Source organism: Vreelandella subglaciescola (assembly GCF_900142895.1).
GTDB lineage: Bacteria > Pseudomonadota > Gammaproteobacteria > Pseudomonadales > Halomonadaceae > Vreelandella > Vreelandella subglaciescola.
In genome coordinates this window covers 2,361,958-2,385,079 of record NZ_LT670847.1, presented here as the reverse complement: position 1 = coordinate 2,385,079, position 23,122 = coordinate 2,361,958, and the positions used below count along the sequence as shown (strand labels likewise).

The 23,122-nt window shown below is 60.0% G+C and carries 20 protein-coding genes and 3 tRNA genes; 8 read left to right on the top strand and 15 right to left on the bottom strand.

Features of this window, described 5'->3' with window-relative positions:
- Nucleotides 1–64: 64 nt before the first annotated feature.
- Nucleotides 65–1,096, top strand: a complete 1,032-nt coding sequence (locus tag B5495_RS11140; protein ID WP_079553760.1) for a ParA family protein — start codon at nucleotides 65–67, stop codon at nucleotides 1,094–1,096.
- An 80-nt stretch (nucleotides 1,097–1,176) separates the two neighbouring features.
- Complete coding sequence (locus tag B5495_RS11135) at nucleotides 1,177–1,602, top strand: DUF1090 domain-containing protein (RefSeq protein WP_079553758.1); 426 nt, start codon at nucleotides 1,177–1,179, stop codon at nucleotides 1,600–1,602.
- An 86-nt stretch (nucleotides 1,603–1,688) separates the two neighbouring features.
- Here the strand turns inward: B5495_RS11135 and B5495_RS11130 are convergent, their stop codons facing one another.
- Nucleotides 1,689–2,369: a Fe2+-dependent dioxygenase gene (locus B5495_RS11130; protein WP_079553756.1), complete on the bottom strand. Its 681-nt coding sequence runs from the start codon at nucleotides 2,367–2,369 to the stop codon at nucleotides 1,689–1,691.
- A gap of 14 nt (nucleotides 2,370–2,383) precedes the next feature.
- Nucleotides 2,384–4,597 carry a TonB-dependent receptor gene (locus tag B5495_RS11125; RefSeq protein WP_197685619.1) on the bottom strand — a complete coding sequence of 738 codons (2,214 nt, stop codon included), beginning with the start codon at nucleotides 4,595–4,597 and terminating at the stop codon, nucleotides 2,384–2,386.
- Nucleotides 4,598–4,899: 302 nt separating this feature from the next.
- On the opposite strand from B5495_RS11125, the gene B5495_RS11120 reads away from it, so the two are divergent.
- Complete coding sequence (locus B5495_RS11120; protein WP_079553754.1) at nucleotides 4,900–5,964, top strand: DUF2235 domain-containing protein; 1,065 nt, start codon at nucleotides 4,900–4,902, stop codon at nucleotides 5,962–5,964.
- A gap of 84 nt (nucleotides 5,965–6,048) precedes the next feature.
- Nucleotides 6,049–6,267 carry a phospholipase effector Tle1 domain-containing protein gene (locus tag B5495_RS11115; RefSeq protein WP_079553752.1) on the top strand — a complete coding sequence of 73 codons (219 nt, stop codon included), beginning with the start codon at nucleotides 6,049–6,051 and terminating at the stop codon, nucleotides 6,265–6,267.
- 71 nt (nucleotides 6,268–6,338) lie between these two features.
- Here B5495_RS11115 and B5495_RS11110 read toward each other — a convergent pair whose 3' ends face one another.
- A complete protein-coding gene (locus B5495_RS11110; protein ID WP_079553750.1) occupies nucleotides 6,339–7,463 on the bottom strand; it encodes an RNA-guided endonuclease InsQ/TnpB family protein in 1,125 nt (374 codons plus the stop codon).
- A gap of 85 nt (nucleotides 7,464–7,548) precedes the next feature.
- Between B5495_RS11110 and B5495_RS11105 the strand changes: the two genes are divergently transcribed.
- The 3 genes from B5495_RS11105 (at nucleotide 7,549) to B5495_RS11095 (ending at nucleotide 9,051) form a co-directional block, all read left to right on the top strand.
- On the top strand, nucleotides 7,549–8,424 hold the full coding sequence (locus B5495_RS11105) for a phospholipase effector Tle1 domain-containing protein (protein WP_197685618.1): 876 nt from the start codon (nucleotides 7,549–7,551) through the stop codon (nucleotides 8,422–8,424).
- A gap of 112 nt (nucleotides 8,425–8,536) precedes the next feature.
- Nucleotides 8,537–8,761: an addiction module protein gene (locus tag B5495_RS11100; RefSeq protein WP_079553746.1), complete on the top strand. Its 225-nt coding sequence runs from the start codon at nucleotides 8,537–8,539 to the stop codon at nucleotides 8,759–8,761.
- The gene (locus tag B5495_RS11095; protein ID WP_079553744.1) at nucleotides 8,758–9,051 is read left to right on the top strand and encodes a hypothetical protein; all 294 of its coding nucleotides are present in this window, start codon (nucleotides 8,758–8,760) and stop codon (nucleotides 9,049–9,051) included. The genes B5495_RS11100 and B5495_RS11095 overlap by 4 nt, the downstream gene beginning before the upstream one ends.
- 87 nt (nucleotides 9,052–9,138) lie before the next feature.
- Here the strand turns inward: B5495_RS11095 and polA are convergent, their stop codons facing one another.
- Nucleotides 9,139–11,919: a DNA polymerase I gene (gene polA / locus B5495_RS11090; protein ID WP_079553742.1), complete on the bottom strand. Its 2,781-nt coding sequence runs from the start codon at nucleotides 11,917–11,919 to the stop codon at nucleotides 9,139–9,141.
- Nucleotides 11,920–12,093: 174 nt separating this feature from the next.
- Here polA and B5495_RS11085 point away from each other — a divergent pair, with 174 nt between their 5' ends.
- On the top strand, nucleotides 12,094–13,059 hold the full coding sequence (locus tag B5495_RS11085) for a homoserine kinase (protein ID WP_079553740.1): 966 nt from the start codon (nucleotides 12,094–12,096) through the stop codon (nucleotides 13,057–13,059).
- 31 nt (nucleotides 13,060–13,090) lie between these two features.
- Here the strand turns inward: B5495_RS11085 and B5495_RS11080 are convergent, their stop codons facing one another.
- From B5495_RS11080 to B5495_RS11030, 11 genes are all read right to left on the bottom strand, one after another.
- Nucleotides 13,091–14,158 carry an endonuclease/exonuclease/phosphatase family protein gene (locus B5495_RS11080; RefSeq protein ID WP_079553738.1) on the bottom strand — a complete coding sequence of 356 codons (1,068 nt, stop codon included), beginning with the start codon at nucleotides 14,156–14,158 and terminating at the stop codon, nucleotides 13,091–13,093.
- 140 nt (nucleotides 14,159–14,298) lie between these two features.
- Nucleotides 14,299–15,324, bottom strand: coding sequence for an L-threonine 3-dehydrogenase (tdh, locus tag B5495_RS11075; protein ID WP_079553737.1), 1,026 nt, complete (start codon nucleotides 15,322–15,324; stop codon nucleotides 14,299–14,301).
- Entirely contained in the window at nucleotides 15,321–16,514 is a 1,194-nt protein-coding gene (locus tag B5495_RS11070) for a glycine C-acetyltransferase (protein WP_079553735.1), read from the bottom strand. Before B5495_RS11070 ends, tdh begins: the two co-directional genes overlap by 4 nt.
- Nucleotides 16,511–18,034 (bottom strand): Na+/H+ antiporter NhaC family protein, encoded by a 1,524-nt coding sequence (locus B5495_RS11065; RefSeq protein WP_079553733.1) that lies wholly within the window; start codon nucleotides 18,032–18,034, stop codon nucleotides 16,511–16,513. Before B5495_RS11065 ends, B5495_RS11070 begins: the two co-directional genes overlap by 4 nt.
- Before the next feature lie 288 nt (nucleotides 18,035–18,322).
- A tRNA-Thr gene (locus tag B5495_RS11060) sits at nucleotides 18,323–18,398 on the bottom strand.
- Between the two features lie 81 nt (nucleotides 18,399–18,479).
- Nucleotides 18,480–18,554, bottom strand: a tRNA-Gln gene (locus tag B5495_RS11055).
- A 5-nt stretch (nucleotides 18,555–18,559) separates the two neighbouring features.
- Nucleotides 18,560–18,635: transfer RNA gene (locus B5495_RS11050), tRNA-Phe, on the bottom strand.
- A 138-nt stretch (nucleotides 18,636–18,773) separates the two neighbouring features.
- A complete protein-coding gene (locus tag B5495_RS11045) occupies nucleotides 18,774–19,046 on the bottom strand; it encodes an oxidative damage protection protein (RefSeq protein ID WP_079553731.1) in 273 nt (90 codons plus the stop codon).
- 65 nt (nucleotides 19,047–19,111) lie between these two features.
- On the bottom strand, nucleotides 19,112–20,233 hold the full coding sequence (gene mutY, locus B5495_RS11040; protein WP_079553730.1) for an A/G-specific adenine glycosylase: 1,122 nt from the start codon (nucleotides 20,231–20,233) through the stop codon (nucleotides 19,112–19,114).
- Nucleotides 20,234–20,267: 34 nt separating this feature from the next.
- Complete coding sequence (locus B5495_RS11035) at nucleotides 20,268–22,571, bottom strand: AsmA family protein (protein ID WP_079553728.1); 2,304 nt, start codon at nucleotides 22,569–22,571, stop codon at nucleotides 20,268–20,270.
- A complete protein-coding gene (locus B5495_RS11030; protein WP_079553726.1) occupies nucleotides 22,568–23,044 on the bottom strand; it encodes an acetyl-CoA sensor PanZ family protein in 477 nt (158 codons plus the stop codon). The genes B5495_RS11035 and B5495_RS11030 overlap by 4 nt, the downstream gene beginning before the upstream one ends.
- Between the last annotated feature and the right edge of the window lie 78 nt (nucleotides 23,045–23,122).

Sequence of the window (23,122 nt, the reverse complement as noted above, 5' to 3'; positions counted from 1 at the left end):
AAAATTTACTCGCTAGCGCTCCTAAATTTCCGCTGTTGCGGGCGTTATACAGCTGGAGAAAAAAATGAAGTTACTTTCCCTATTTAGTCATAAGGGCGGTGTTAGCAAAACAACCACAACCTTTAATCTTGGATGGCAACTAGCTGATAAAGGCCACAAAACGTTAATCGTCGATGCGGATCCCCAATGTAATTTAACGGCTTTAGTTCTTGACTATAATTCAGTCAGGGATATCGAGGACTTCTATAAAGAGAATCCCGGAAGCGATCTTTCAGCAGGTCTCCGGCCAGTTATGTCAGGGAGGCTAACCGGACTTCAACCAGGAAATCCGGTAAAAACAGGGAATGATAACCTCTATTTATACTGTGGCAACTTGGCTCTTTCCGAGATGGAAACCCAGATGAGTGTCGCGCTAACTACCAGTACAGCTATCCCAGCAATTAAAAACCTGCCGGGCAGCATTGGCGAGTTGCTTCGTTTAACTGGTGAAACGCATGGATTTGAATATGTACTAATCGATATGAGTCCAAGTGTCGGCGCTCTCAATGAATGTCTTCTAATGAGTAGCGATTACTTTATTGTGCCAACTTCACCCGATTTTTTCTGCGCTCAAGCAATTAAGTCGCTATCCAACGTTATTCCCAAGTGGAACGCGGACGTAGCGCCTTTCCGTGATTCTGAGATAGACTATAAAATCCCCGAAATCCCACCAAAATTTATCGGCTTTATTTCGCAAAGGTATAGGCCACGAAGCGGAGCTCCAGCAAAGTCCTTTCAGCGTTGGATCGACGTAATTAAGGAGACTGTTTCCACAGAGCTGATTCCGGCTCTTGATTCTATTGGTATGACAATAACTAACGATGAATTCGCTCAGTATTCAAGAACTGATGAGCCATATAACCTTGCTAACGTTGCTGATTTTAATTCGTTAATTGCACAATCGCAAAAATTTAACGTGCCAATTTTCGCTTTGTCGGATGAACAACTAGAACAAAGTGGAGTGATCCTAGATAACATGAAAGAAAGCCGCGATAATTTCAACGAAGTCTTCGAAAATTTAGCGGATGAATTGCACCAAATAATGAGAAATGTATAACAAATCGCTGCAGTTGATGTCGGCTGCGCCGCCACAACTGAGCTTCGGCGTTAGCTACTCAAATCCACAAAGGAAAAGTCATGCTCAAAATGCCCGCGCAATCATTTACCCGATCAGCCACCACCGTCGCTGGGCTCCTGTTGATGCTGGCAACCACTCCAGCCTTGGCATCGTCAAGCTGTGAGGGCGTCAAAGGCTGCGACAGGAAATTCTGCGAGATAGAACAGCAGCTTGATATTGCTCAGGAAAACGGCAATAAATATCAGGTGGCTGGGTTAGAAAAGGCGCTGCAAGAGGCGAAGCGCCACTGTACTGATGAAGGCCTTCGCGAGGACCTGATCGAAGACATACAAGACGCCAAAGAAGATTTGGCCGAGTATAAGGCCGATCTCAGGGAAGCCGAAGAAGACGGTGACATGGATGACCGTCGCAAGTACCAGCAAAAGATTGAAGAAGAAAAAATCGAAATTAGGCAGCTTGAGAACGAGCTGTCCCGCTTGGACTAAATCCGGCTAACAAAATGGCCGCCCACGGGCGGCCGTTCTGCGTATGAGCGCCCTCTTTCAGCCTGAATTCATGGAATAACGGCGGCTCAAAGCCCCCAGCGGCGTAGCAGGTTGTGGTAAACGCCGGTGAGCTGGACGCTTGAAGCGTGGTCGGCGCCGAGCTGCTGGTGGATCTGCTGGATCGAGGTATCCAGATCAAACAGCAGGCTGCGCTGGCCTTCGTCGCGCACCATGCTTTGTATCCAGAAAAACGCGCCGAGGCGCGCGCCCTGGGTAACCGGCGTGACGCGGTGGAGGCTTGATGACGGGTAGAGAATCAAATCCCCCGCCGGCAGCTTGACGCTGTGCGCACCGTAGGTGTCTTCCACAATCAGCTCGCCGCCTTCGTAGGTCTCCGGCTCGTTGAAAAACAGCGTCGCGGATAAATCCGTGCGCAGGTATTCACCGCGGCTGTGATCCATGCGCATTGAGTTATCCACATGCAGTCCGAACGACTGCCCGCCCTGATAACAGTTGAACAGCGGCGGAAACACATGCGCCGGCAGCGCGCCGGCGATAAACAGCGGGTGGCGTTTGACCGCCGCGCTGACGACTTGCGCCAGATGCCGAGCCACATCAGAGTCTTCGGGCAGCTGCAGGTTATCCTTGGCCATGGCCGACTGAAAGCCCGCGGTGGCCTTGCCGTCCTGCCATTGGGCTTTGAGCAAAAGCTCGCGGCACTCGGCCACCTGGGCCTTGTCGAGCACCTCGGGAACGTGAAGCATCATGGCGGAGATCTCCTTTAGAAACGATAATCCAGCGTCAGCACGCCCGAACGGCCATCGCCGATTTCCACTGCAGAACCGCGCGAATCGGTGCCCGGACGCGGGCGTACTCCGGAGACATACTCTTCATCAAACAGGTTGTTGACGTTGAGCTGGGCGCTCAGGTTGTCGGTCACGCGGTACGCGAGCATGGCGTTGTGCAGCCAGTAGTCGTCTATTTTCGCGGCGACATCCGAGGCGACGTGGCGCTCGCCCACGTACTGGGTACCGTACCCCACCTGCAGCGTCTGGCTGATGTCATAGGTCGACCACAGGCTGACGCTGTGTTCCGGCGTGTTGCCAAGCGCATGCCCTTCGGGGTCGCGGCCGTTGGTCTGCGCTGAAGCGATGGACTTGAGCGTTTCGCTGTCCAGATAGGTGTAGTTGGCGTACAGCTGCCAGGCATCGGTCAGCTCGCCGGTCATGCCCAGCTCCACGCCCTGCACGCGCTGTTCGCCGGCCAGACGCAGGTCGCCGTTACCGTCCTGCTCGCGCACGTTGTCTTTATCCACGCGGAACAGCGCGCCGGTCAGTCCCAGCTGGCCGTCCATCAGTTCCCACTTGGTGCCCAGCTCCCAGGTCTTGCTCTTTTCCGGCGAGAGCTTGTCGGCCCCGTTGCCACGGCCAAGGCTGCCGGAGGTGGCGAGGTTTTCTGCCGAGGGGCTGAACGAGGTGCCGTAGGCCAGATACACCCGCCCGTTGGTCGCCGGTTTGTAAACCACGCCGGTGCGGCCGCTGAACTCGCTGTCGCTGGTAGTCGTGCGCTCGTTGTCGTCCTTATCCACCGCTTCGCCGTCGATCCAGTCGTGGCGCAGGCCAAAGCTCAGATCCCACTGCGGATTCAGGCTAACGGTGTCAAAAGCGTAGATCGCCTGATTCTCCAGCGTCGCTTCGTTAGCACCGCGGGCGGTATAGGTGGTGCCGCCGTCCCAATGCCCGGGCGGGTTGCCCATGTCGTAACCGCCGTCAGGATACGGGTGCTCCGCCGACCCCAGCCCCAGATTGGACGCCGTGCGGTCGTAGGTTTCCCGTGAGAACTCGGCACCCACCAGCAGTTCGTGCGCCAGGCTGCCGGTGTTGAAGCTAGTGCTCAACTGGGTCTGGTTGATCCACATTTCGGTGGTCACGTCGCGACGGTACGCCTGAGGGCCGGCGGGCTTGTAGCGCCCGGGCGCCAGACCGCCCATATCAGCGTGCGGCGCTGAAATGGTGGTATCGCGGTCAAGCTGGGTATAGCGGGTCTTGTTCTCCAGCCGCGTCGCACCGCTAAAGTTGTGCTCGATCTGCAGGGTAGCGATATCGCTCTGTATTTCTTCGCCGTCCAGATTGCTCCAGCCGTAAAACGCTTCATGGTCAACGCCCGGCAGCACCTCGCCGTCTTTGGCGGGCAGGCCGTAATCCAGCAGGTTGTCGTCTTTCTGATGAACGTAGCTCAGCGTGGCGCGGGTGGCATCAGACAGGCCGACGGTCAGCGACGGCGCGATCCCGAAGCGCTCTTCGTTGATCTCGTCGCGCCCGGGCTTATCGTTCTCGTGGCCCATCAGGTTCAGGCGGAAGGCGCTGTTGGTGCCCAGCCCTTCAAGGGTCTGGTTGGCATCCAGCGTCACGCGGTGATAGTCGTCGGTGCCGAGGCCGGTGCTGGCGTCAACAAAATCGCGCTGCTGCGGGGTTTTGCTGATCATGTTGATCACCCCGCCGGTGGTGCCCGCGCCGCCGAAGACCGAGCTGGGGCCTTTCACCACCTCAACGCGTTCGACGTTGAACAGGTCGGTGCGGTTGTTCTGGCTACTGTCGCGCAGGCCGTCCACTTTGAGATTGGCGTTGGCGCTAAAGCCGCGAATGTTGATCTTGTCACCGGAACCGCCGCCGCCCTCGCCCGCGTCAAAGGTAATGCCCGAGACGTTGGACAGCACCTGTCGCAGGCTCAGCGCCTGCTGCTCTTCGATGACTTTTTCCGGCACCGTGGTCACGGTTTGCGGCGTATCCAGCAGTGGTTTGACGAACTTGTCCGAGGCCGAATACTCGGCTTTGTAGCCAGTGTTCTGTTCGCCGACCACGGTCACGGCGTCAAGCTCGGTGGCCTCAGTGGCCTGCGCCATGGCCGGCATGCTGGTGGAAGCCACGGCAAAGCTGGCCGCGGTGGCAAAGGCGCGATAAGGCGAGCGGCGGGTCGCGGTAATACCAGAATTCACTATTCCGTTCCTTATGAATGAGTCAGAGGTTGTTATTAAGGCGACTCATTCTCATGCGCAATTAATTTTTAGTCAAGGTTAGTGCGCCTCATTCTCATAAAGACATCCGCCACCTCGGCGACGAGGATCGCCAATGTCGACCTTCCGCTGCTCGCTTGCGGATAAGGTGCATAAAATGGAAGACGGATTTTGGCTTGGCACAAGCGCCCATTGATGATGTGAGGAAGGCACTGCCGGCAAGATGATAGATATGCGTATATGTTGAACCTGTAGCAAGCCGTACTATTAAACCCAGGTGGCCCATGACAAAGCAGCGTTTAATTCTCCTCTTCGACGGCACCTGGGACGATCCAGAAAACCAGACAAACGTCTTTCGTATGGCGCAGCGTATCCATGAATACGATGGCCGTGTGGAACAACGATTTTTCTACCACCCCGGTGTGGGAAGCGGAAAATTTGAGCGTTTCATGGGCGGCATCTTCGGCTACGGCCTCAGCAAGAATTTGCTGGAAGGCTACGAGTGGCTCGCAAAACGCTATTCCGACGAAGACGAGATCTGGATCTTTGGCTTCAGCCGCGGTGCCTATACGGCAAGGAGCCTTGTCGGGCTCATCCAGAAATGTGGGCTCCTCCGCATCGTGACGCCCAGCCTGCTGGATAAGGCTGAGCACCTCTACCGAGACAAAAGCCTGAGGCCGGACGATGAGGAGTGCGAAACATTCAGGCGCAAGTACAGCCGGACGCCGCGGGTTCATTTCATTGGCGTATGGGATACCGTCGGTGCGCTGGGCGTGCCGGGAACGAACCTCTCGGTGCATGGCAAGTACTCGTGGCGCGACACCGAACTCTCCAGCGCGGTGAATTACGCTTACCACGCGGTTGCGCTGGACGAGCACCGTGCGGCCTACGATGTCTCCCTGTGGGTAAATGAAGGCAGGCTGACACAAGCCAGTAACCGGGATATCGAACAGCGCTGGTTTATCGGTGCGCACGCCAACGTAGGGGGCGGCTATGGCGATGGGGACGCACTTGCCGATATTCCTCTGCAATGGATGATCAAGAAAGCTGCAGCTGCGGGGCTGAAGCTGGATGCATTCAACGCCGCTGACACTGCGTGGCAGACCCAGCCTCGGGATTCCTACGCCGAGTTTTTGTACGGTGCCTATGCGCTATTCCGTCAAATAACGCATCCGGGAAAGGGGCGATACGTTAGACGCTTCGCCAGAGGGCTGAACGGGAAGCCGGCCGTCAACGTGACGGTGGACCCAAGCGTGTGGCAGCGCTGGGAAGCGGCCGAATTCACTTATCGACCGCGTACCCTGACCGATGCGAATCAAGTACCGCCCGAGCAGGCAGGTGGGGCTTAACGGCTGGGTTTAATGCCGGCAAGATAATAGATATGCGTATATGTTGAACCTGTAGCAAGCCGTACTATTAAAAATAGGTGGCCCATGACAAAACAGCGCTTGATTCTCCTCTTCGATGGCACCTGGAACGACCCGGAAGATCAAACAAATGTCTTTCGTATAGCGCAACGCATCCATGCATACGATGGCGACGTACGGCAGCGATTTTTCTACGACCCGGGCGTGGGAAATGGAACGTTTGATCGTGTCACGGGCGGCCTCTTCGGCTACGGTCTGACTGACACTCCCCGCCCGCCGCGCTAAGCGCTTTGGGCGAGGGTTCTTGGGTTGCCCCGAGAACCTTCCTGCTTCAACACGCCTTCACTAGACAGTGGCTACGCCGCTGCCCCCGATCCAGTCGCTCCACAGGCTAACCCCGCCAGCCCGGCGGTTCGGATATTGTTGGCTGCGTTAATGTCGCGGTCGATGGCCTGGCCACAGCCCTCGCAGTGCCAGTGGCGCTGCGATAGCGGTAGCTTTTTAACCTTGTGCCCGCAGCCGTGGCACATCTTGCTGCTCGGCAGCCACTGGCTCACTTGCACCAGTTGCCGGCCTGCCCATTCGGCTTTGTAGGTGAGCTGGCGCACAAACTCGCCCCAGCCCGCATCGCTGATGGCCTTGGCCAGCGCCCTGTTTTTTATCATGCCGGTGATGTTCAGCGTCTCAACGCAAATAACTTGGTTTTCGTTAATGAGCGTTCGAGTCGCTTTATGGATGGCATCGCGGCGGCAGTCGGCAATACGGGCATGGAGCCGCGCCACTTTTTGGCGCAGCTTATGGCGATTGTTCGAGCCCTTTGTCTTCTTGGCCAGGCGGCGTTGTAGGTACGCCAGCTTCGCTTCATAGCGTTTTAGATGACGAGGATTGCCGGACTTCTGGCCGTCCTGGGTGATGAACAGATCGGTCAGCCCCAGATCAATACCCACGGTGTTGGGTATGATCGGTAGCGCCTTGGGCGTGAAATCGCACAGGCAGCTAATGAAATAGCGACCGGCGCGATCTCGTGAAATAGTGATACTGGAGGGCGCGCTGGCTAACGGGCGGCTCCAGCGAATCGGCAGCGGCACCTTTGTCTTGGCAATGGTGATCTCGCCGTCCCGATAACGAAAGGCTGCTTTCGTCAACCGGATCGACTGGCGGCCATCCTTGCACTTAAAGCGCGGATAGCGTGCCTTGAGCTTGGGGTTGAAGAAATTATCGAACGCGGCTTTTTGATCGCGCAGCGTTTGTTGCAGGATCACGCTGGAAACGTCTTTCAACCAGGGGTGTTCGGCTTTTAGAGCGACCAGCCGTTTTTCCGCTACCGAATGCGATACGGATTCGTCCCGCTGCTGATAAGCCTCGGTGCGATAATTCAGGGTATTATTCCAGACAAACCGCGCGCACCCGAACGACTGTGCTAGCAGCAAAGCCTGCTCGGGGGTGGGATAAAATCGTTCTTTGTAGGCGCGCTTTGTCATACTGTATATTTATCAGGTATTGATGGTCATATCAAGACAAGCACCCCGTTGCGGTGCGCCCTTATATCACCGCCCGCATTGGGCGATGCTTTACGGGCGATTTGGTAAAAATTTACTGCAGGGCTACGAGTGGCTTGCAAAACGCTATACCGCCGACGACGAAATCTGGATATTTGGCTTCAGCCGTGGTGCCTATACGGCAAGGAGCCTTGTCGGCCTCATCCGGAAATGTGGGCTCCTCCATATCGTAACGCCCAGCTTGCTGGAGAAAGCTGAGCACATCTACAGGGACAAGAACCTGAAACCGGACGATGAGACGTGCGCAACATTCAAACGCTATTACAGCCGGACGCCGAAGGTTCACTTCATTGGCGTATGGGATACCGTCGGTGCACTGGGCGTGCCGGGAACGCGGCTTACGGAACGCGGCAAGTATTCGTGGCACGACACCGAGCTCTCCGGCGCGGTGGATTACGCTTACCACGCGGTCGCGCTGGATGAACATCGTGCCGCCTACGATGTTCCCCTGTGGGTTAGTGAAGATGGACTGCAAAAAGCCAAAAACCGGGACGTTGAGCAGCGCTGGTTTATCGGTGCACACGCCAATGTTGGAGGCGGCTATGGTGCCAAGGATTTCCTTGCCGAGCTCTCCCTGCAGTGGATGATCCAAAAAGCTGCGGCTGCAGGGCTGAAGCTGGATGCATTCACCGCCACTGACAATGCGTGGCAAACCGAGCCCAAGGATTCCTTCAGCGATTTTTTGCGAGGCGCTTATGCCTGGGTTCGTAAGGTCAGAAGCTCGGGTGATGGCCGGTACTTCAGGCGCTTCGCTAAAGGGCAAAACGGCAAGCCGGCCATCAACGTAACGGTGGACCCCAGCGTATGGAAACGCTGGGAAGCGGCCGAATTCACTTATCGACCGCGCACACTGACTGATGCGGACCAATGCCCGCCAGCCTAGCTATGGCCTCAAGGGCTGCACGGCTGCTGTGCAGGCAGTTCACACAGGGGGCGTGGCAGCCGTTATCCTTCCGTGCCAGAATGGATTCATACAGGAACGCGAGGTTTCGCCCATGAATCTCCAGAAAATTGAAGACGAGGCGCTCCACCTCTCAAAAGAAGAGCGAACCCGGTTGGTCCAACGATTGGTCCTGAGCCTGGAGGCGCCATCAGAAAGAGAGCTCAGGTCTGACTGGTTGCTTGAAGCGCGCCAGAGAGCGGAGGAGCTTGATAATGGTTCGGTGCAGGCTGTGCCCGGTGACGATGTCTTGAGGAAAGCTCGAGCATTAATCAATTGAACTACTTTTTCCACCCGGCAGCGGAAGCCGAATTTCTGGAATCCGTGGGTTACTACGAATCCAGGGCTACCGGCTTGGGCGGCGCCTTGATAGAGGAGTTCGAGGCTCTGGCCGGCTTGATCAGAAAGTCGGCCAAAGGCTGGCAGATCAAGCTGGAGCCAAATATTCGCAGCGCTCCTCTTCACCGGTTTCCGCTATCCATCATCTATCGGGAACATTCAGGCACTATCCAGATTTTGGCTGTTGCCCATGATCGGCGACGTCCGCAGTACTGGCTTGGCAGGCGTTAACTACCGGCTGCACAGCAGTTGGTTCTCCGCTATCAGGCGCCTGCCGGCGCCATCGCCCGGTTAACCGGCCTCCTACAAAAGTACATCTCAGTGCGCTTCGTCCCAGTGGCTACCGCTTTCGGCTTCTACGGTTAGCGCGACGCTGAGTTTGGCGGCGTTCTGCATGCGCTTTTTCACTTCTTCCTTGAACGCTTCCGCCTGGCTTTCGGCGACTTCGAATACCAGTTCGTCGTGTACCTGCATCACCATTAGCGCGTCGAACTCGCCTGCTTGCAGCCAGGCGTCGACGTCGATCATCGCTTGTTTGATGATGTCGGCGGCGGTGCCCTGCATCGGCGCGTTGATCGCGGTGCGTTCGGCGCCCTGGCGGCGGTTGCCGTTCCTGGAGTTGATTTCGGGCAGGTAGAGCCGGCGGCCGGCCACGGTTTCGACAAAGCCGTCTTCTGCCGCCTGGACGCGAATGCGCTCCATATAGCGCGCCACTCCCGGGTAGCGGTCAAAGTAGCGGTCGATGTAGGTTTGCGCCTGATTGCGTTCGATATGCAGCTGGCGCGAAAGCCCCCAGGCGCTCATGCCGTAAATCAGCCCGAAGTTGATCGCCTTGGCGCTGCGGCGCTGTTCATGGCTGACCTTTTCCAGCGCGGTGCCGAACACCTCGGCGGCGGTGGCGGCGTGGATGTCCTGACCCTCGGCAAAGGCCTTGAGCAGGCCCGCGTCTTCGGACAGGTGCGCCATGATGCGCAGCTCGATCTGCGAATAGTCGGCGGCGACGATGCAGTAGCCGGGGCGCGCGGTAAACGCCTGACGAATCTTGCGCCCTTCTTCGGTGCGAATGGGGATATTTTGCAGGTTGGGGTCCGACGACGACAGCCGCCCGGTGGCCGTGACCGCCTGATGGTAGCTGGTATGCACACGCCCGGTGGCCTTGTTGACCAGCCGCGGGAGCTTGTCGGTGTAGGTGGACTTGAGCTTGGAAAGCCCGCGATGCTGGATGATGACCTTGGGCAGCGGGTAGTCCAGCGCCAGCTCTTCGAGCACGGCTTCTGCCGTGGATGGCGCGCCCTTGGGAGTTTTCTTGAGCACGGGGATTTTCTGCTCGTCGAACAGGATCTCGCCCAGCTGCTTGGGCGAGCTCAGGTTGAATTCGCGTCCAGCCAGCTCAAACGCCTGTACTTCAAGCTCGTGGATGCGCCCTTCAAGCTCGCGGTTCTGGTGGTGCAGGCGCTCAACGTCCAGCGATACGCCGGCGCGCTCCATGCGCGACAGCACCGGAATCAGCGGCAGTTCGAGGGTTTCGAGCACCTCGGTAAGCCGGCCTTCGCGCTCGACCTGGGGCTGCAAGGTGTCGTGCAGGCGCAGGGTAATATCGACGTCTTCGCAGGCGTAGGGCACGGCCTGCTCAAGCGCGACCTGATTGAAGGTCAGCTGCTTGGCGCCCTTGCCTGCGACCTCTTGAAACGACGTGGTGGTTTCGCCCAGGTACTTGAGCGCCAGCGAGTCCATATCATGACGCGTGGCGGTAGAGTTGAGCACGTAGGAGGCCAGCATGGTGTCGGCCAGCGGCGGCGCGACGGCAATGGCGTAGTTGGCCAGCACCGAGATATCGTACTTGAGGTTCTGGCCGATCTTGGTCTTGCCGGTGTCCTGCCACAGCGGCGTCAGCGCCTCGAGCACTGCGCGGCGGTCGAGCTGCTCGGGGGCATCGAGGTAGTCGTGGGCCAGCGGAATATAGGCGGCCTCGCCGGCCTCAAGCGACAGCCCCACGCCGACGATTTCCGCTTCCATGTAGTTCAGGCTGGTGGTTTCCAGATCAAAGCAGAAGCGCTCGGCCTTTTGCAGCCGCGCTAGCCAGTCGTCCAGTTCGCTCTGGGTGGTAATCACGCAGTCGCGGCGCTCGCTCGGTGCCGGTGAGCCGGCCTCGTCTTCGCTGTCTTGCGCGGCGTTGGCCGGCGCCGGAGTGCCACCTTTGATGTCGTCAACGCCTTCGTCGCGCCCTTCCAGCAGCTCGCCCAGTTCGCGCTTGAATTCAAGCTCGCGGTAGAGCTCGACCAGCGCATCGCGGTCGGGGTGGGCAATCTCCAGATCATCGAGCCCTGCGGGCAGTTCGCAGTCGATTTTGATCGTCGCCAGCTCGTAGGACAAAAATGCCTTGTCGCGGTGTTCTTCGAGCTTTTTGGGCAGCGTTTTGGCGCCGCGAAAGCCCAGCGTGGTGACGCGTTCGAGGTCGGCGTAGATAATATCCAGCCCGCCGTTCATGCCCTGTAACAATCCCACCGCGGTTTTTTCCCCCACGCCGGGCACACCGGGAATGTTGTCGACCTTGTCGCCCATCAGCGCGAGGAAATCGATGATCAGCGCCGGCGGCAGGCCGAACTTATTCTCAACGCCGGCTTCGTCCAGCGTTTCGTTTTTCATCGTATTGACCAGCGTGATGTGGGCATTGACCAGCTGCGCCATGTCTTTATCGCCGGTGGAGATCACCGCGTCGCGCCCCGTGTGTGTCGCCTGATGAGCCAGCGTGCCGATCACGTCGTCGGCCTCAACGCCGTCAATGCACAGCAACGGCAGCCCCAGCGCCCTGACGCATTCGTGCAGGGGTTTTATCTGGCTGCGCAGGTCGTCGGGCATCGGCGGGCGCTGGGCCTTGTATTCGCTGTAAAGCTCGTCGCGAAAGGTTTTGCCCGGGGCATCGAAAATCACCGCCATGGGGCTTTCGGGGTAGTCCTTGAGCAGGCGCTTGAGCATGTTGAGCACGCCCTTTACCGCGCCGGTGGGCTGGCCCTTTGAGGTGGTCAGCGGCGGCAGCGCATGAAACGCGCGGTACAGGTACGAAGAACCATCAACTAAAACGATCGGAGCGCGGGCCATAACCAAATATCCATTGCCAAAAGATGATGGCGGCTATAATACGCGTTGTGCCGCCAGCCCGGCGAGCCGCTATGGCGCCGTCGGGTGAAATAACGGCGCGATTGAACCACCACGCTGCCAAGTCATGCATCAAGCCGCTATAATAGGGGGCTTCGCAACCTGAGCGAGATTCTCATGGCTGTATTTACTCCGCTTGGCGACGCGCAGGTCGCTACCTTTTTAGAGTCCTTTGACGTGGGCCGCTTTGTGTCTTTACAAGGCGTTGCCAGCGGCACGGAAAACTCGACGTTTTTTGTTACCACTGATCGCTGTGAGCTGGTGCTCACGCTGTTTGAACAGGGCGAGCAGGAAGAGCTGCCGTTTTTTGTCGATCTGCTCGACTACCTCGACGATCACAGACTGCCCGTTCCCGGCCCAGTGCACGACCGTAACGGCGTGGCGCTGCAGCGCCTGGCCGATAAGCCGGCGCTGCTGTTTCCGCGTTTGCCCGGCCGTCACCCCGAGTCGCCAAGCCTTGAGCAGTGCCGCGTGCTGGGCGATGCGCTGGGCCGTATGCATACGGTCTCCCGGCGCTTTTCCGGCTCGCGCCCCAACCCGCGGGATCTGAGCTGGCTGCAGGCGCTGCATCATAAAGTGCTGGGCTTTTTGAGCAATGCTGACCAGACGCTGATGAAAAACGCCGTGGATGATTTTGAAGGTGAGTTTGCCACCTACGGCGAGCTGCCTCAGGGCGCGCTGCACGGCGATTTATTCCGCGATAACACTCTGTTCGAGGGCGACCGGCTCGGCGGCATCATCGATTTTTACAACGGCTGCACCGGCGATTTGCTGTTTGACGTGGCGATTGTGATCAACGACTGGGCCACCAACGCGGACGGCAGTATTGACCCGGCGCGCCATGACGCCCTGCTGGAGGCCTATCAGGCACGCCGCCCGTTGACCTCAGGCGAGCGGGCGCTGTGGCCCACCATGCTGAGCATGACGGCGCTGCGCTACTGGCTCTCGCGCCTGCTGGTGGTTTACGTGCACCCGCCGGCGCACGACCTGACGCCCCACGACCCCACGCGCTTTCGCACGATCTTCATGGCGCGCCAGCTGCACGGCGCGCTGCCCCTGCCCGAGGTCTCGGTAGCGAATTAAGCCGGCAGTTATCGCCTAGCATCAGCGCCGCTTATGAGCCCTGGCGTTGCTGCTGGGCCTCATCGATAGTCTCGGCGGCGTCTTGGCGGTCTTCGCCGTCGGCCTCGGGGGCGTCGTGTTCATCCTTGCGCGACGGCTGCAGGCACAGCGTGGCCATAAACGGGAAGTGATCCGAGCCGATCTCCTCAAGCCGCTGCATGCGGGTCAGGGTGAAATGCTCGCTGACAAAGATATGGTCCAGCGGCCAACGCAAGAACGGATACTTGGCGTGAAAGGTGCTGAACATGCCACGGCCACGGCGCGGGTCCATCATGTGGCTGACGCGGCAGAACATGCGCGTGGAGCGCGACCACGCCACGTCGTTGAGATCCCCTGCGGCAAGCGTCGGCTGCGGATGCTGATCAATCATCTGCCCCACCAGCAGCAGCTCGCCGTCGCGCCAGAGCGAAGTTTCGCTTTCGCTGGGCGCCGGCGGGCGCGGGTGCAGCGCGTAAAACCGCACGCGCTCGCCGCTGGGCAGACGCAGCCAGGCGTGGATGGAAGGAATATCGTCCTGTATCAGCCACCTGATTTCGGCCTCCTCCAGCGGCAGACGCGAATACAGATGCATGCCGTAGAGGTTATCCAGCGGCACCTTGACGCTGTGCGGCCAGCCCTCATCGAGCACCGGATCAAGCTGGTTTTGCCACCAGTTGTCGCTTTCAAGGGTCAGCACCACGTCCGGCTGATGCGCTTTTATCTGCTCGATCAGCTTGGGCGCGTCGCGGTTGGGGGTCAGCACGTTGGCGACAAGCAACGTCACGCAGCGCTGTGGATCGCCGTCCTTTTCAGTGCGTTTGACCTTGATCGGCATCAGGCGGGTATAAGGCAGAATGCGCCGGAGCTGTACGGCAATCACCAGCGCATTGACCAGCACAAGCCCCAGTCGCCAGTCCGGCGCGGCAAACAGCGAGAGCACTAGGCAAACCGCCGCCAGGCTTGCGATTTGTAATCGGGGAAACTCGCAGATGCGCGCCCACCACTGGTGGACGGGAATGCGCCCCAGCGTCGAGGCGGCCAGCAGGATAACGGTGGCAACGGCGAGAACAAGAGTCAGCATGGGCGTTTTCCTGCAGGTTGAAGGCAACATGGCAACAGGCCTTCAGCATGACGAATAAACCGCCGCGGCGCAAAAGCCCCGCGGCGGCGAACGCTGACTGTGTTGCCTATTTGCAGCTCTTGCCTAGCCCCAACTCTTACCTAATCCCAGTTGAGCACGACCTTGCCCGTGCTGCCTTCTTGCATCAGCGCAAAGGCTTTTTCAAAATCGTCGGCAGCGAAGTGGTGGGTGATAATCGGCTCAAGGTTCAGCCCCGACTGGATCAGGCTGGCCATCTTGTACCAGGTCTCGAACATTTCACGGCCGTAGATGCCGCGAATGGTCAGCCCCTTGAAGATCACGCGGCTCCAGTCGATGGGCATCTCGCCCGGGGGAATGCCCAGCATGGCGACCTTGCCGCCGTGATTGATCGCTTCCAGCATTTCGTTGATCGCCGATGCCACGCCGGACATCTCAAGCGCCACGTCAAAGCCTTCGGACATATCCAGCTCGGCCATGACATCAACAAGCGACTCGCGCGCCACGTTGACGCCGCGGGTGACGCCCATGCGCCGGGCAATGTCCAGACGCTCATCGTTGATGTCGGTAATCACGATGTGGCGGGCGCCGACGTGGCGCGCTACCGCGGCGGCCATGATGCCGATGGGGCCAGCGCCGGTAATCAGCACGTCTTCGCCGACCAGATCAAACGCCAGCGCGGTGTGCACGGCATTGCCGAACGGATCGAAAATGGCCGCCAGATCGTAGGAGACTTCGTCGGGCAGTTTGAACAGATTGTACGCCGGCAGCGTCATGTATTCGGCAAACGCGCCCTGACGATTAACCCCCACGCCGATGCTGTTGCGGCATAAATGGCGTAGGCCAGCACGGCAGTTACGGCAATAGCCGCAGGTCACGTGGCCTTCGCCGGAAACACGGTCGCCCACGGCAAAGCCTTCCACTCCCTCGCCCAGCTCGACGATCTCGCCGCTGTATTCGTGCCCGGTAATCATCGGGACCGGCACGGTTTTCTGCGCCCATTCGTCCCACTGATAAATGTGCAGGTCGGTGCCGCAGATCGAGGTGCGGTGAATCTTGATCAGCACGTCGTTGTGGCTGACCTCGGGCACCGGTGCTTCGATCATCCAGATGCCGGGTTCTGCCTTCGTCTTGGCGAGCGCTTTCATGCAATTACCTCCAGTTCGCGGCCAATGCGCGTGAATGCTTCAAGCGCGGTGTCGATTTGTGCCGGCGTATGCGCCGCCGACATCTGCGTGCGAATGCGCGCCTGCCCGCGGGGCACCACCGGGAAGGAAAATCCGATGACGTAGATCCCCTCGGCCAGCAGGCGTTCGGCAAAGGTTGAGGCCAGCCGCGCATCACCGAGCATCACGGGAATGATCGGGTGATCCGCGCCGGCCAGGGTAAAGCCGGCCTGTTCCAGCCCCTGACGAAAGCGGGCGACGTTGTCCCACAGCTGACGGCGCAGCTGGCCGCCCTGCTCAACCAGATCGAGCACCTCAAGGCTGGCCGCCACGATGGGCGGCGCCAGTGCGTTGGAAAACAGATACGGACGCGAGCGCTGGCGCAGCCATTCAACAATGGCGCCGCGCGCGGCGGTGACACCGCCGGATGCGCCACCCAGCGCCTTGCCCAGCGTCGTGGTGATGATATCCACGCGCTGCATCACGTCGTGGTATTCGGGCGTGCCGCGCCCGCCCTCGCCCATAAAGCCGGTGGCGTGGCAGTCGTCGATCATCACCATGGCGCCGTAGCGCTCGGCCAGATCGCAGATACCGGTGAGGTTGGCGACCACGCCGTCCATGGAGAACACGCCGTCGGTGGCGATCAGCTTGAAGCGGGCGCCAGCAGCGTCGGCTTCCTGCAGGCGCGTTTCCAGCTCGGCCATGTCGTTGTTGGCATAGCGGTAACGGCCGGCCTTGCACAGGCGAATGCCGTCGATGATCGAGGCGTGGTTGAGCGCGTCGGAAATGATCGCGTCTTCGGGGCCAAGCAGCGTTTCGAACAGCCCGCCGTTGGCGTCAAAGCAGGACGAATACAGAATCGCGTCGTCCATGCCCAGAAACCCCGCCAGCCTTTCTTCCAGCCGGCGATGTTCGGCGTGGGTGCCGCAAATAAAGCGCACCGAGGCCATGCCCAGCCCCTGTTCGTGCAGCCCGCGTTCGGCGGCCTTGATCAGTGCCGGATCGTCGGCGAGGCCAAGATAGTTGTTGGCGCAAAAGTTGATCACCTCGCCCTGCGCGACGCGGATGCGTGCCCGCTGGGGCGACATCAGCTCGCGCTCGTGCTTGTAAAGCCCCTCTTCGTGGAGCGTGTCGAGCTGGTGTTTCAGCTGCGTCTGGAATGCCTGGGTCATACCGGATCTGCCTCGCGCTTGTCGTCCTGATAGGGAGACGCTGTGGAAAGTTTGGGCTGCTGTTTGAGCTCTTCGCCGTTGGGGCCTTCATAGCGGCGTCCCCAGCCGGTAATTGCCGACACCAGCATAATCACCACCAGCAACCAGCCCTGAAAGACGAACGGAAACACTTCTGTCGGTGCCACGCTTGGCAGCCAGCTGTAGGTGTCCTGCATCAGCTGAATGGTCGACCAGCCGAGCAGCACCGGCGCGCCCCAGGGGAAGATATAGCCCAGCGCCGAGGTCACGGCATCGAGCATGTTGGCGCGGCGGTAGCGGTGAATGCGGTAGCGCTCGCCCAGCTCCCGGACGAAGGGCGCGGCGGCAATTTCAGCGGCGGTATTGATGGTGATCGCGGTGTTCAGCAGCGCCACGATGCCCCAGATGGCAAGCTCGGCCTTGCGCACGGAGTCCTTGATCCAGCCCACCAGCTTGCCGGTGATCACTTCCATGGTGCCGCCCAGTTTGAGCAGATAGGCCGCCGCGACGATCAGCAGGATCAGAATCGCCATGTTGACGTAGCCTTTCACCCCCTGCACCAGCGCGCCGGTCATGACCGTGTCGGCGTTGGGGTCAAAGGCGATGAGATCGCTCAGCGCGCCGGTACCAGACAACAGGATCACTGGCACCGAGGCAATGATGCCCCAGGTTAACGAGGTCAGCAGATGCTGGCCGGAAAGCGCCAGCACCAGCACCAGCGCGAAGGGCGCCAGCATCAACAGTCCCATGGGTTCGGTGGAGCTCATCATCGCTTCCACCGCCGCGGGGTCGGCAAAACTGACATCGCCCCCGCCGCCGAATGCGGCAAACAGAATCGCGGTCGGGATCGCCGCGCCAATGGAATATTTAAAGCGGCTGCGTACCACGCCGGGCACGTCTGCCCCTTGAGTCGTGGCCGAGACGATGGTGGTGTCCGACACCGGCGCGAGGTTGTCGCCGAAAATCGCCCCGGACAAAATCGCTGCAAACAGCATCGTCGGGTCGCTGCCCACCGCCACGCCGGCCGGATACATCAGGGTGCAAAAGGCCACCGTGGTGCCGTAGCCGGTGCCCACGGCGGTCGAGAAGACCCCGGCAAGGACAAACGTCATGGCCACAAACAGCCCGCCGGTCACATCAGAAACGCCGCCAAGCCACACCAGCCCCTCGACCAGGCCACCCACCTGCAGCACCTGGGCGAACATGCCGGCAAAAAACCAGGCGACGATTGCCACCACGCCCACCGGCTGGGTCATCCCTTCAAACAACCCGTTGGCGTAGTCCGACCAGCTGCTGGCGCAGCAGAACAGCCCCAGAGTAATGCCGAACAGCGCCCCCATCACCAGGCCAATTTCCGACGACAGCCCCATAACACTGGTGGTGATCGCCCAGATAACGAAGAAAACCAGCGGAACGGCGGCACCGAACGCGCCAAAACGAAACGACAGGGAAGCCACGGGCGGCGGCTGTGCCTGCCCGGACGTTGCGGTTGTTTCTGCCATGCCATCCATCCTTGTCTGTGGTGAGTTTGTTGGCGTTATAAAGTCAGGTCGGGGTTGGCGGAATAACCAAAGGAAAAAGCAATTTCCACCGGCTAAACGGCCATAAGCATAGTTTTTGTATAGTCACAGGAGCCAAACTAGAGGATATGCGCGGCACAGGGAACCCCTGCCGTCTTGCACTATAGGCGTAGATGCTGCCACTTCCGCCAACGACCAGACACAAAAAAAGCCGCCCCGGAGGGCGGCTTTTTACTGTTCTCTAACGCGTTTCTTTTAACCACTTTTCAATGGTGCCGACACCAGGAGTCGAACCCGGGACCTACTGATTACAAGTCAGTTGCTCTACCAACTGAGCTATGTCGGCGCTGCGTTTCTTGAGAAATGAACGCTTGCTTCGGGCGGTTGCCTTTAGCGCGACGCTCAACAAGAAATTATTGTTGGCAACTGGCTGGGGTAGCAGGATTCGAACCTGCGCATGCCGATACCAAAAACCGGTGCCTTACCACTTGGCGATACCCCAACGATTGGTGGCCGGAGACGGAATCGAACCGCCGACACGGGGATTTTCAATCCCCTGCTCTACCAACTGAGCTATCCGGCCGCTGCCAACGGTGCGTATTAAACTAAAACTTCAGCTTTTCGTCAACACCTTTGTGAAAATTTCTTTCGTTTCTGCCTTTCGTTTCCTCGGCTTATGTTCTACGCCGCGCTTTTATGCGCTATCTCACATGCCATCGGCTCAGGCTTCGGGCGGCACGTAGCCTTCTGCACGGTCGGTTTCCTGATTATCCAGAAAGCGCTCCATCTGCTCCATAAGGTAGGCGCGGGAATCGGGGTCGAGCATGTTCAGGTGCTTTTCGTTGATCAGGCGTGTTTGCAGCGCCTGCCACTCTTCCCACGCCTGTTTGGACACGTTGCCCTGAATGTCCTGACCTTTTTGGCCGGGCAACGGCGGAAACGGCAGCGCTTCCATGTCTTGCTGATATTTACGACAGAACACCGTGTTGCTCATGGATCACTCCTTAAAGGGCAAATAAGCCGGTTGGTCAGGCCACAGGCTACGCGTCACCGGGAGGACTATCTACACGCAGGCGACGCCGTCAAACGAAACGGCGCGCGCTCTGCGGCGAACTCGGCGAGCAGGCGCTTGACCGGCGCGGCCAGCCCCAGCGCCGGCGGGTGCTGAACGTCGTACCAGGTGCCGCCTTCGCGTACCGCGCCCAGGCCATCGCAGCACGCCGGCTGCGGGGCGATTTCCAGCCGGAAGTGGCTGAACACGTGGGTAAACTCAGGGCGCGCCGGTTCGCGCTCGGGCGCTTTTGCATACGTTTCCAGCCAGTCGTTGAGCTGCTGCTGGGTATCAAACTGAGGCAGACTCCAGAGCCCGCCCCAAAGCCCGCTGGGCGGGCGCTGTTCGAGCCAAATGCGGCCGTCGCCGTCGTGCAGCATCAGCATCAGCGTATGGCGAGTCGGCAAGGCCTTTTTGGGTTTGGATTCGGGGTAGCGCCGCTCTTCGCCCCGGGCGTGGGCCAGGCAGACATCGTTGAACGGGCACAGTGCACAGTCCGGCGTGCCCCGCTTACACAGCGTCGCGCCCAGATCCATCATCGCCTGGGTGTAATCAGCAAGCGACTCGTCGGGCGTGTAGTAATCGGCAAGCGCCCATAGCCTGCGCTCCACCTGCGGCCTTCCCGGCCAGCCTTCCACCGCGTGCAGACGGGTGAGCGTGCGCTTGACGTTGCCGTCCAGCATCACCGCCCGCTGGCCGCGACTCTGGGCGATAATCGCTCCGGCGGTTGAGCGGCCAATACCCGGCAGCGTCGTCAAGGTGTCCACGCTTGCCAGCGGCAGTTCGCCGCCGTGCTCTGCCACCACCACCTGGGCGGCTTTATGCAGGTTGCGCGCCCGGGCGTAGTAGCCAAGCCCCGTCCACAGGTGCAGCACTTCGTCCTGCTGGGCGTCGGCCAGTGCTGCAAGCGTGGGGAAGCGCGCCATGAAGCGCTCGAAGTAGCCGATCACGGTGGCCACCTGAGTTTGCTGCAGCATGATTTCCGAGACCCACACGCGGTACGGCGTGCGCGGCGTTTGCCAGGGCAGGTCGTGGCGGCCATGACGCTCAAACCAGTCAAGCAGGCGCTGCTGAAAGCGCGCCGGCTCAAGCCTTGGCGCAGGCATGGCCGCCGGCGTTTGCTTACACATAAGGAATATCCAAAACTCTAGTCGATCCAAAACTCTAGTCGAAGAGGCGCTTCAGGCCATCACGCAGTTCTTTCGTCGCGCCCTCACCGAGTTTCTCATTGAGTTTTTCTTCAATGCGGTTGCCGACTTCGTCGCCCACCAGCCCGGCAACATTGTCTTTCAGCGCGTCGCGGTCAATGTGACACCATTCGCTGGAAGCCTTGCTGGCATCGCCTTCGCAGCGCACCGGCAGCGCCAGCTTCTCAAGCCGCGGATTAACCCGGCAGGCGGCATCGGCGGTGTTGACCAGCCGGGCGTTGGCCAGCGCGTCAATATGCCCACGGCCAAGGTCATACTCACCTTCACCGCGCACGTCGATGCCGGGCAGCGTTACCAGCATGTCGTCGCTGCTCACCACGCCGTCACGCACGCTAAAGGTGGCGTCAACGTGTTCAAAGCGGGTGTCCTCGTGCCACTCGCGGGACGTTTTGCGGCCTTCAAGCGTTGCCACGGCTTCACACATTTGCCGCGATACGTTAACGCCGGCGATGGCGCCGTCGTTAAGCCCGGCCTTGGCGCTACCGTTGAGCCGGCGCAGCAGGTCTGCCCGGGTGTTGCCCTGGGTTGTCAGCTTACCGCTGGCGTTGAGCCGGCCACTCAGCGGGGCGTCTCGTTCGCCCAGCGCTTCCAGCAGCGGCGCCATTTTTACACTGGCCACTTGCGGCGCCAGCGCCCATTCCAGCGGTGTTTCCCGGGCGTTGACGCTGCCCGTGGCGCTGAGCGTGCCGTCGTAGAATCCGGCCTCAAACGCGCTGAGCCGCTGGGTGCCGTCACGCCCTTTCAGGCTCAGCTGCGGCTTGTCGAACGTCAGCCCGCCAAGGGTCAGCGTTTCGAGCGCCAGCGCGCCGTCCAGATCCAGCGTCGCCAGCAGCGATTGCGGCACCAGCGCCTGCTCCGGGTCGTTGTCCTGCGCCAGTGCTTGACGCAACACGCCAAGTCCCGCCTGCTTCGGGGCTTTCGCGGGCAGATAGCGATCAACGTTAAGCGTATCGCCTTGCAGGTCGAAATCGAGCGCGGTGGCGTCAAACGCCGCGCCAAGATTGCCGGTCAGCGTGGTGTCATCCAGCACCAGCGAGAGCTGCGGGAAACGAATTTCTTCAGCGCTGCCCTCTACCGGGCTGGTCAGCGCCACGTCGGAGAACGCGCCGGGGTTGCGCGTATCCAGCGTCACGCCCATGCGGCCAAGCCACGGGCGCAGCGACAGCGGCGCCAGCGTAATGTTGCCTGCGTAGCGTAAATCGCTCAGCCAGTTTTCCAGCTGCAGCTGGCCGCTGGCGCGCAGGCCGTCGGGGCCGGTAAGCTGCATTTCATTAATGCTTGCGGTCTGTTCGCCCCAGTTGCCTTCAAGCGCAAACTTGAGCGCCAGTGCCAGGCCACCGTCCCAGGTCTCGGGGTGATGCAGAGTGGTTTCCAGCACGCCATCGGTAACGGACAGCTGCTTGTCTTCCAGACGCGCATCAATGCGGGTCGCGCCCAGAGTCAACGCCTGGGCCTTGGTGTCGGGATCAAGCCGGCTGCTCGTGGTCAGTTTGGGGTTTTCCAGCATGAAGCGATGTTCGGCAAGCGCCAGCTTGATACGCGTATCCAGATTTATGTCGCTGCTGATGGCCGGCGGGCGATCCAGCACCTGGCCGTCCAGACTGTCGTGCCGGCTAAGCGTAAACATCGCCTTGAGCGGAAAAGAGCGCTCGGGGTTGACGTTGTTGCCGGTAACATTGAGTTTTTCCGCGTGCCAGAAGGTATCGCTTTGGGCATCGCGGAAACGGATGTCGGCGTTTTTGATCTGCACGCTGGCAATGCTGAGCGCCACGTCCAGGCTGCCGGCATCGGCATTGGGGCCGGCACTGGCCGGTGCCAGCACGGTTTCGGCTTGTTCATCGCGCTCGGCCAGACGCTCGAGCAGTGGCTCCCAGTTGCCTTCGCCCTGTTCATTGCGGCGCAGGTTCAGGCGCATGCCATCAAGGGTCAGGCCGTCCACGGCGATTTCGCCACGCAGCAGCGGCGCAAAGGCCACGCTGACCTCGGCGCGGTCAACGGCGGCAAACGCCGGCGCTTCGGCGTCCTGTTCGGCAAGCCAGGCACGGGTTTTCTCGACGCTGACCCCGATACGCGGATAAAACGACCACGACAGCGCCCCGTCAAGCTCGATATTCAGGCCGGTATGCTCTTCGACCACGGCGGTGAGGCGCGGCTTGAAGTCTTCAGGGTCAAGAAACGTAGTGACATAGACCACCGCCGCGACGGCTACGACGCCCAAAATCCCTATGGCGGCCAGCAAAATGCGCAGTATCTGCTTCATGGTGTATCTCTCTTCTGCGAGGCGTTCTGCGAGACAGGCTGGGCGGCCAGCACGACGCTACCCTCATCTTCCGAACGGTAACCGAGTCTGGCTAATAACATATGATCGGCGAGCGACAGCGACGCGGTGGCCACGCGCAAATCCCGCCCCTGGGCTTTGGCCTGTTCGGCCACCAGCGCCATCAGGCGCGTGCCCACGCCGCGTCGGCGGGTGGTTGTGCGCACGCAAAGATCAGACAGCCACCAGGTGCCATCGCTGGCTTGATTCAGCGCGACCGCGCCCAGTAGCCGGGCGTTGAACAACGCACAGGCAAAGCGGTGCCCAGCGCGCAGGTGTTGCTCGATAAACGGCTCTACCGCCGGCGGCGTCATGCGCTCGGCGGGTGCGTCGAGATAGATGCGTACCAGATCACGCCGGACCTGGGCGTCTTGATCCCAGCGGGTCTGGTCAACGTGTTTCAGTGTCACCGGCATGGTGTGTCGTCCTCCTGGCCCGGCCTGTCAGGCCTGTATTATCCGCGCATTGTAGCCGATAGGCGGGCCAGTTCACTA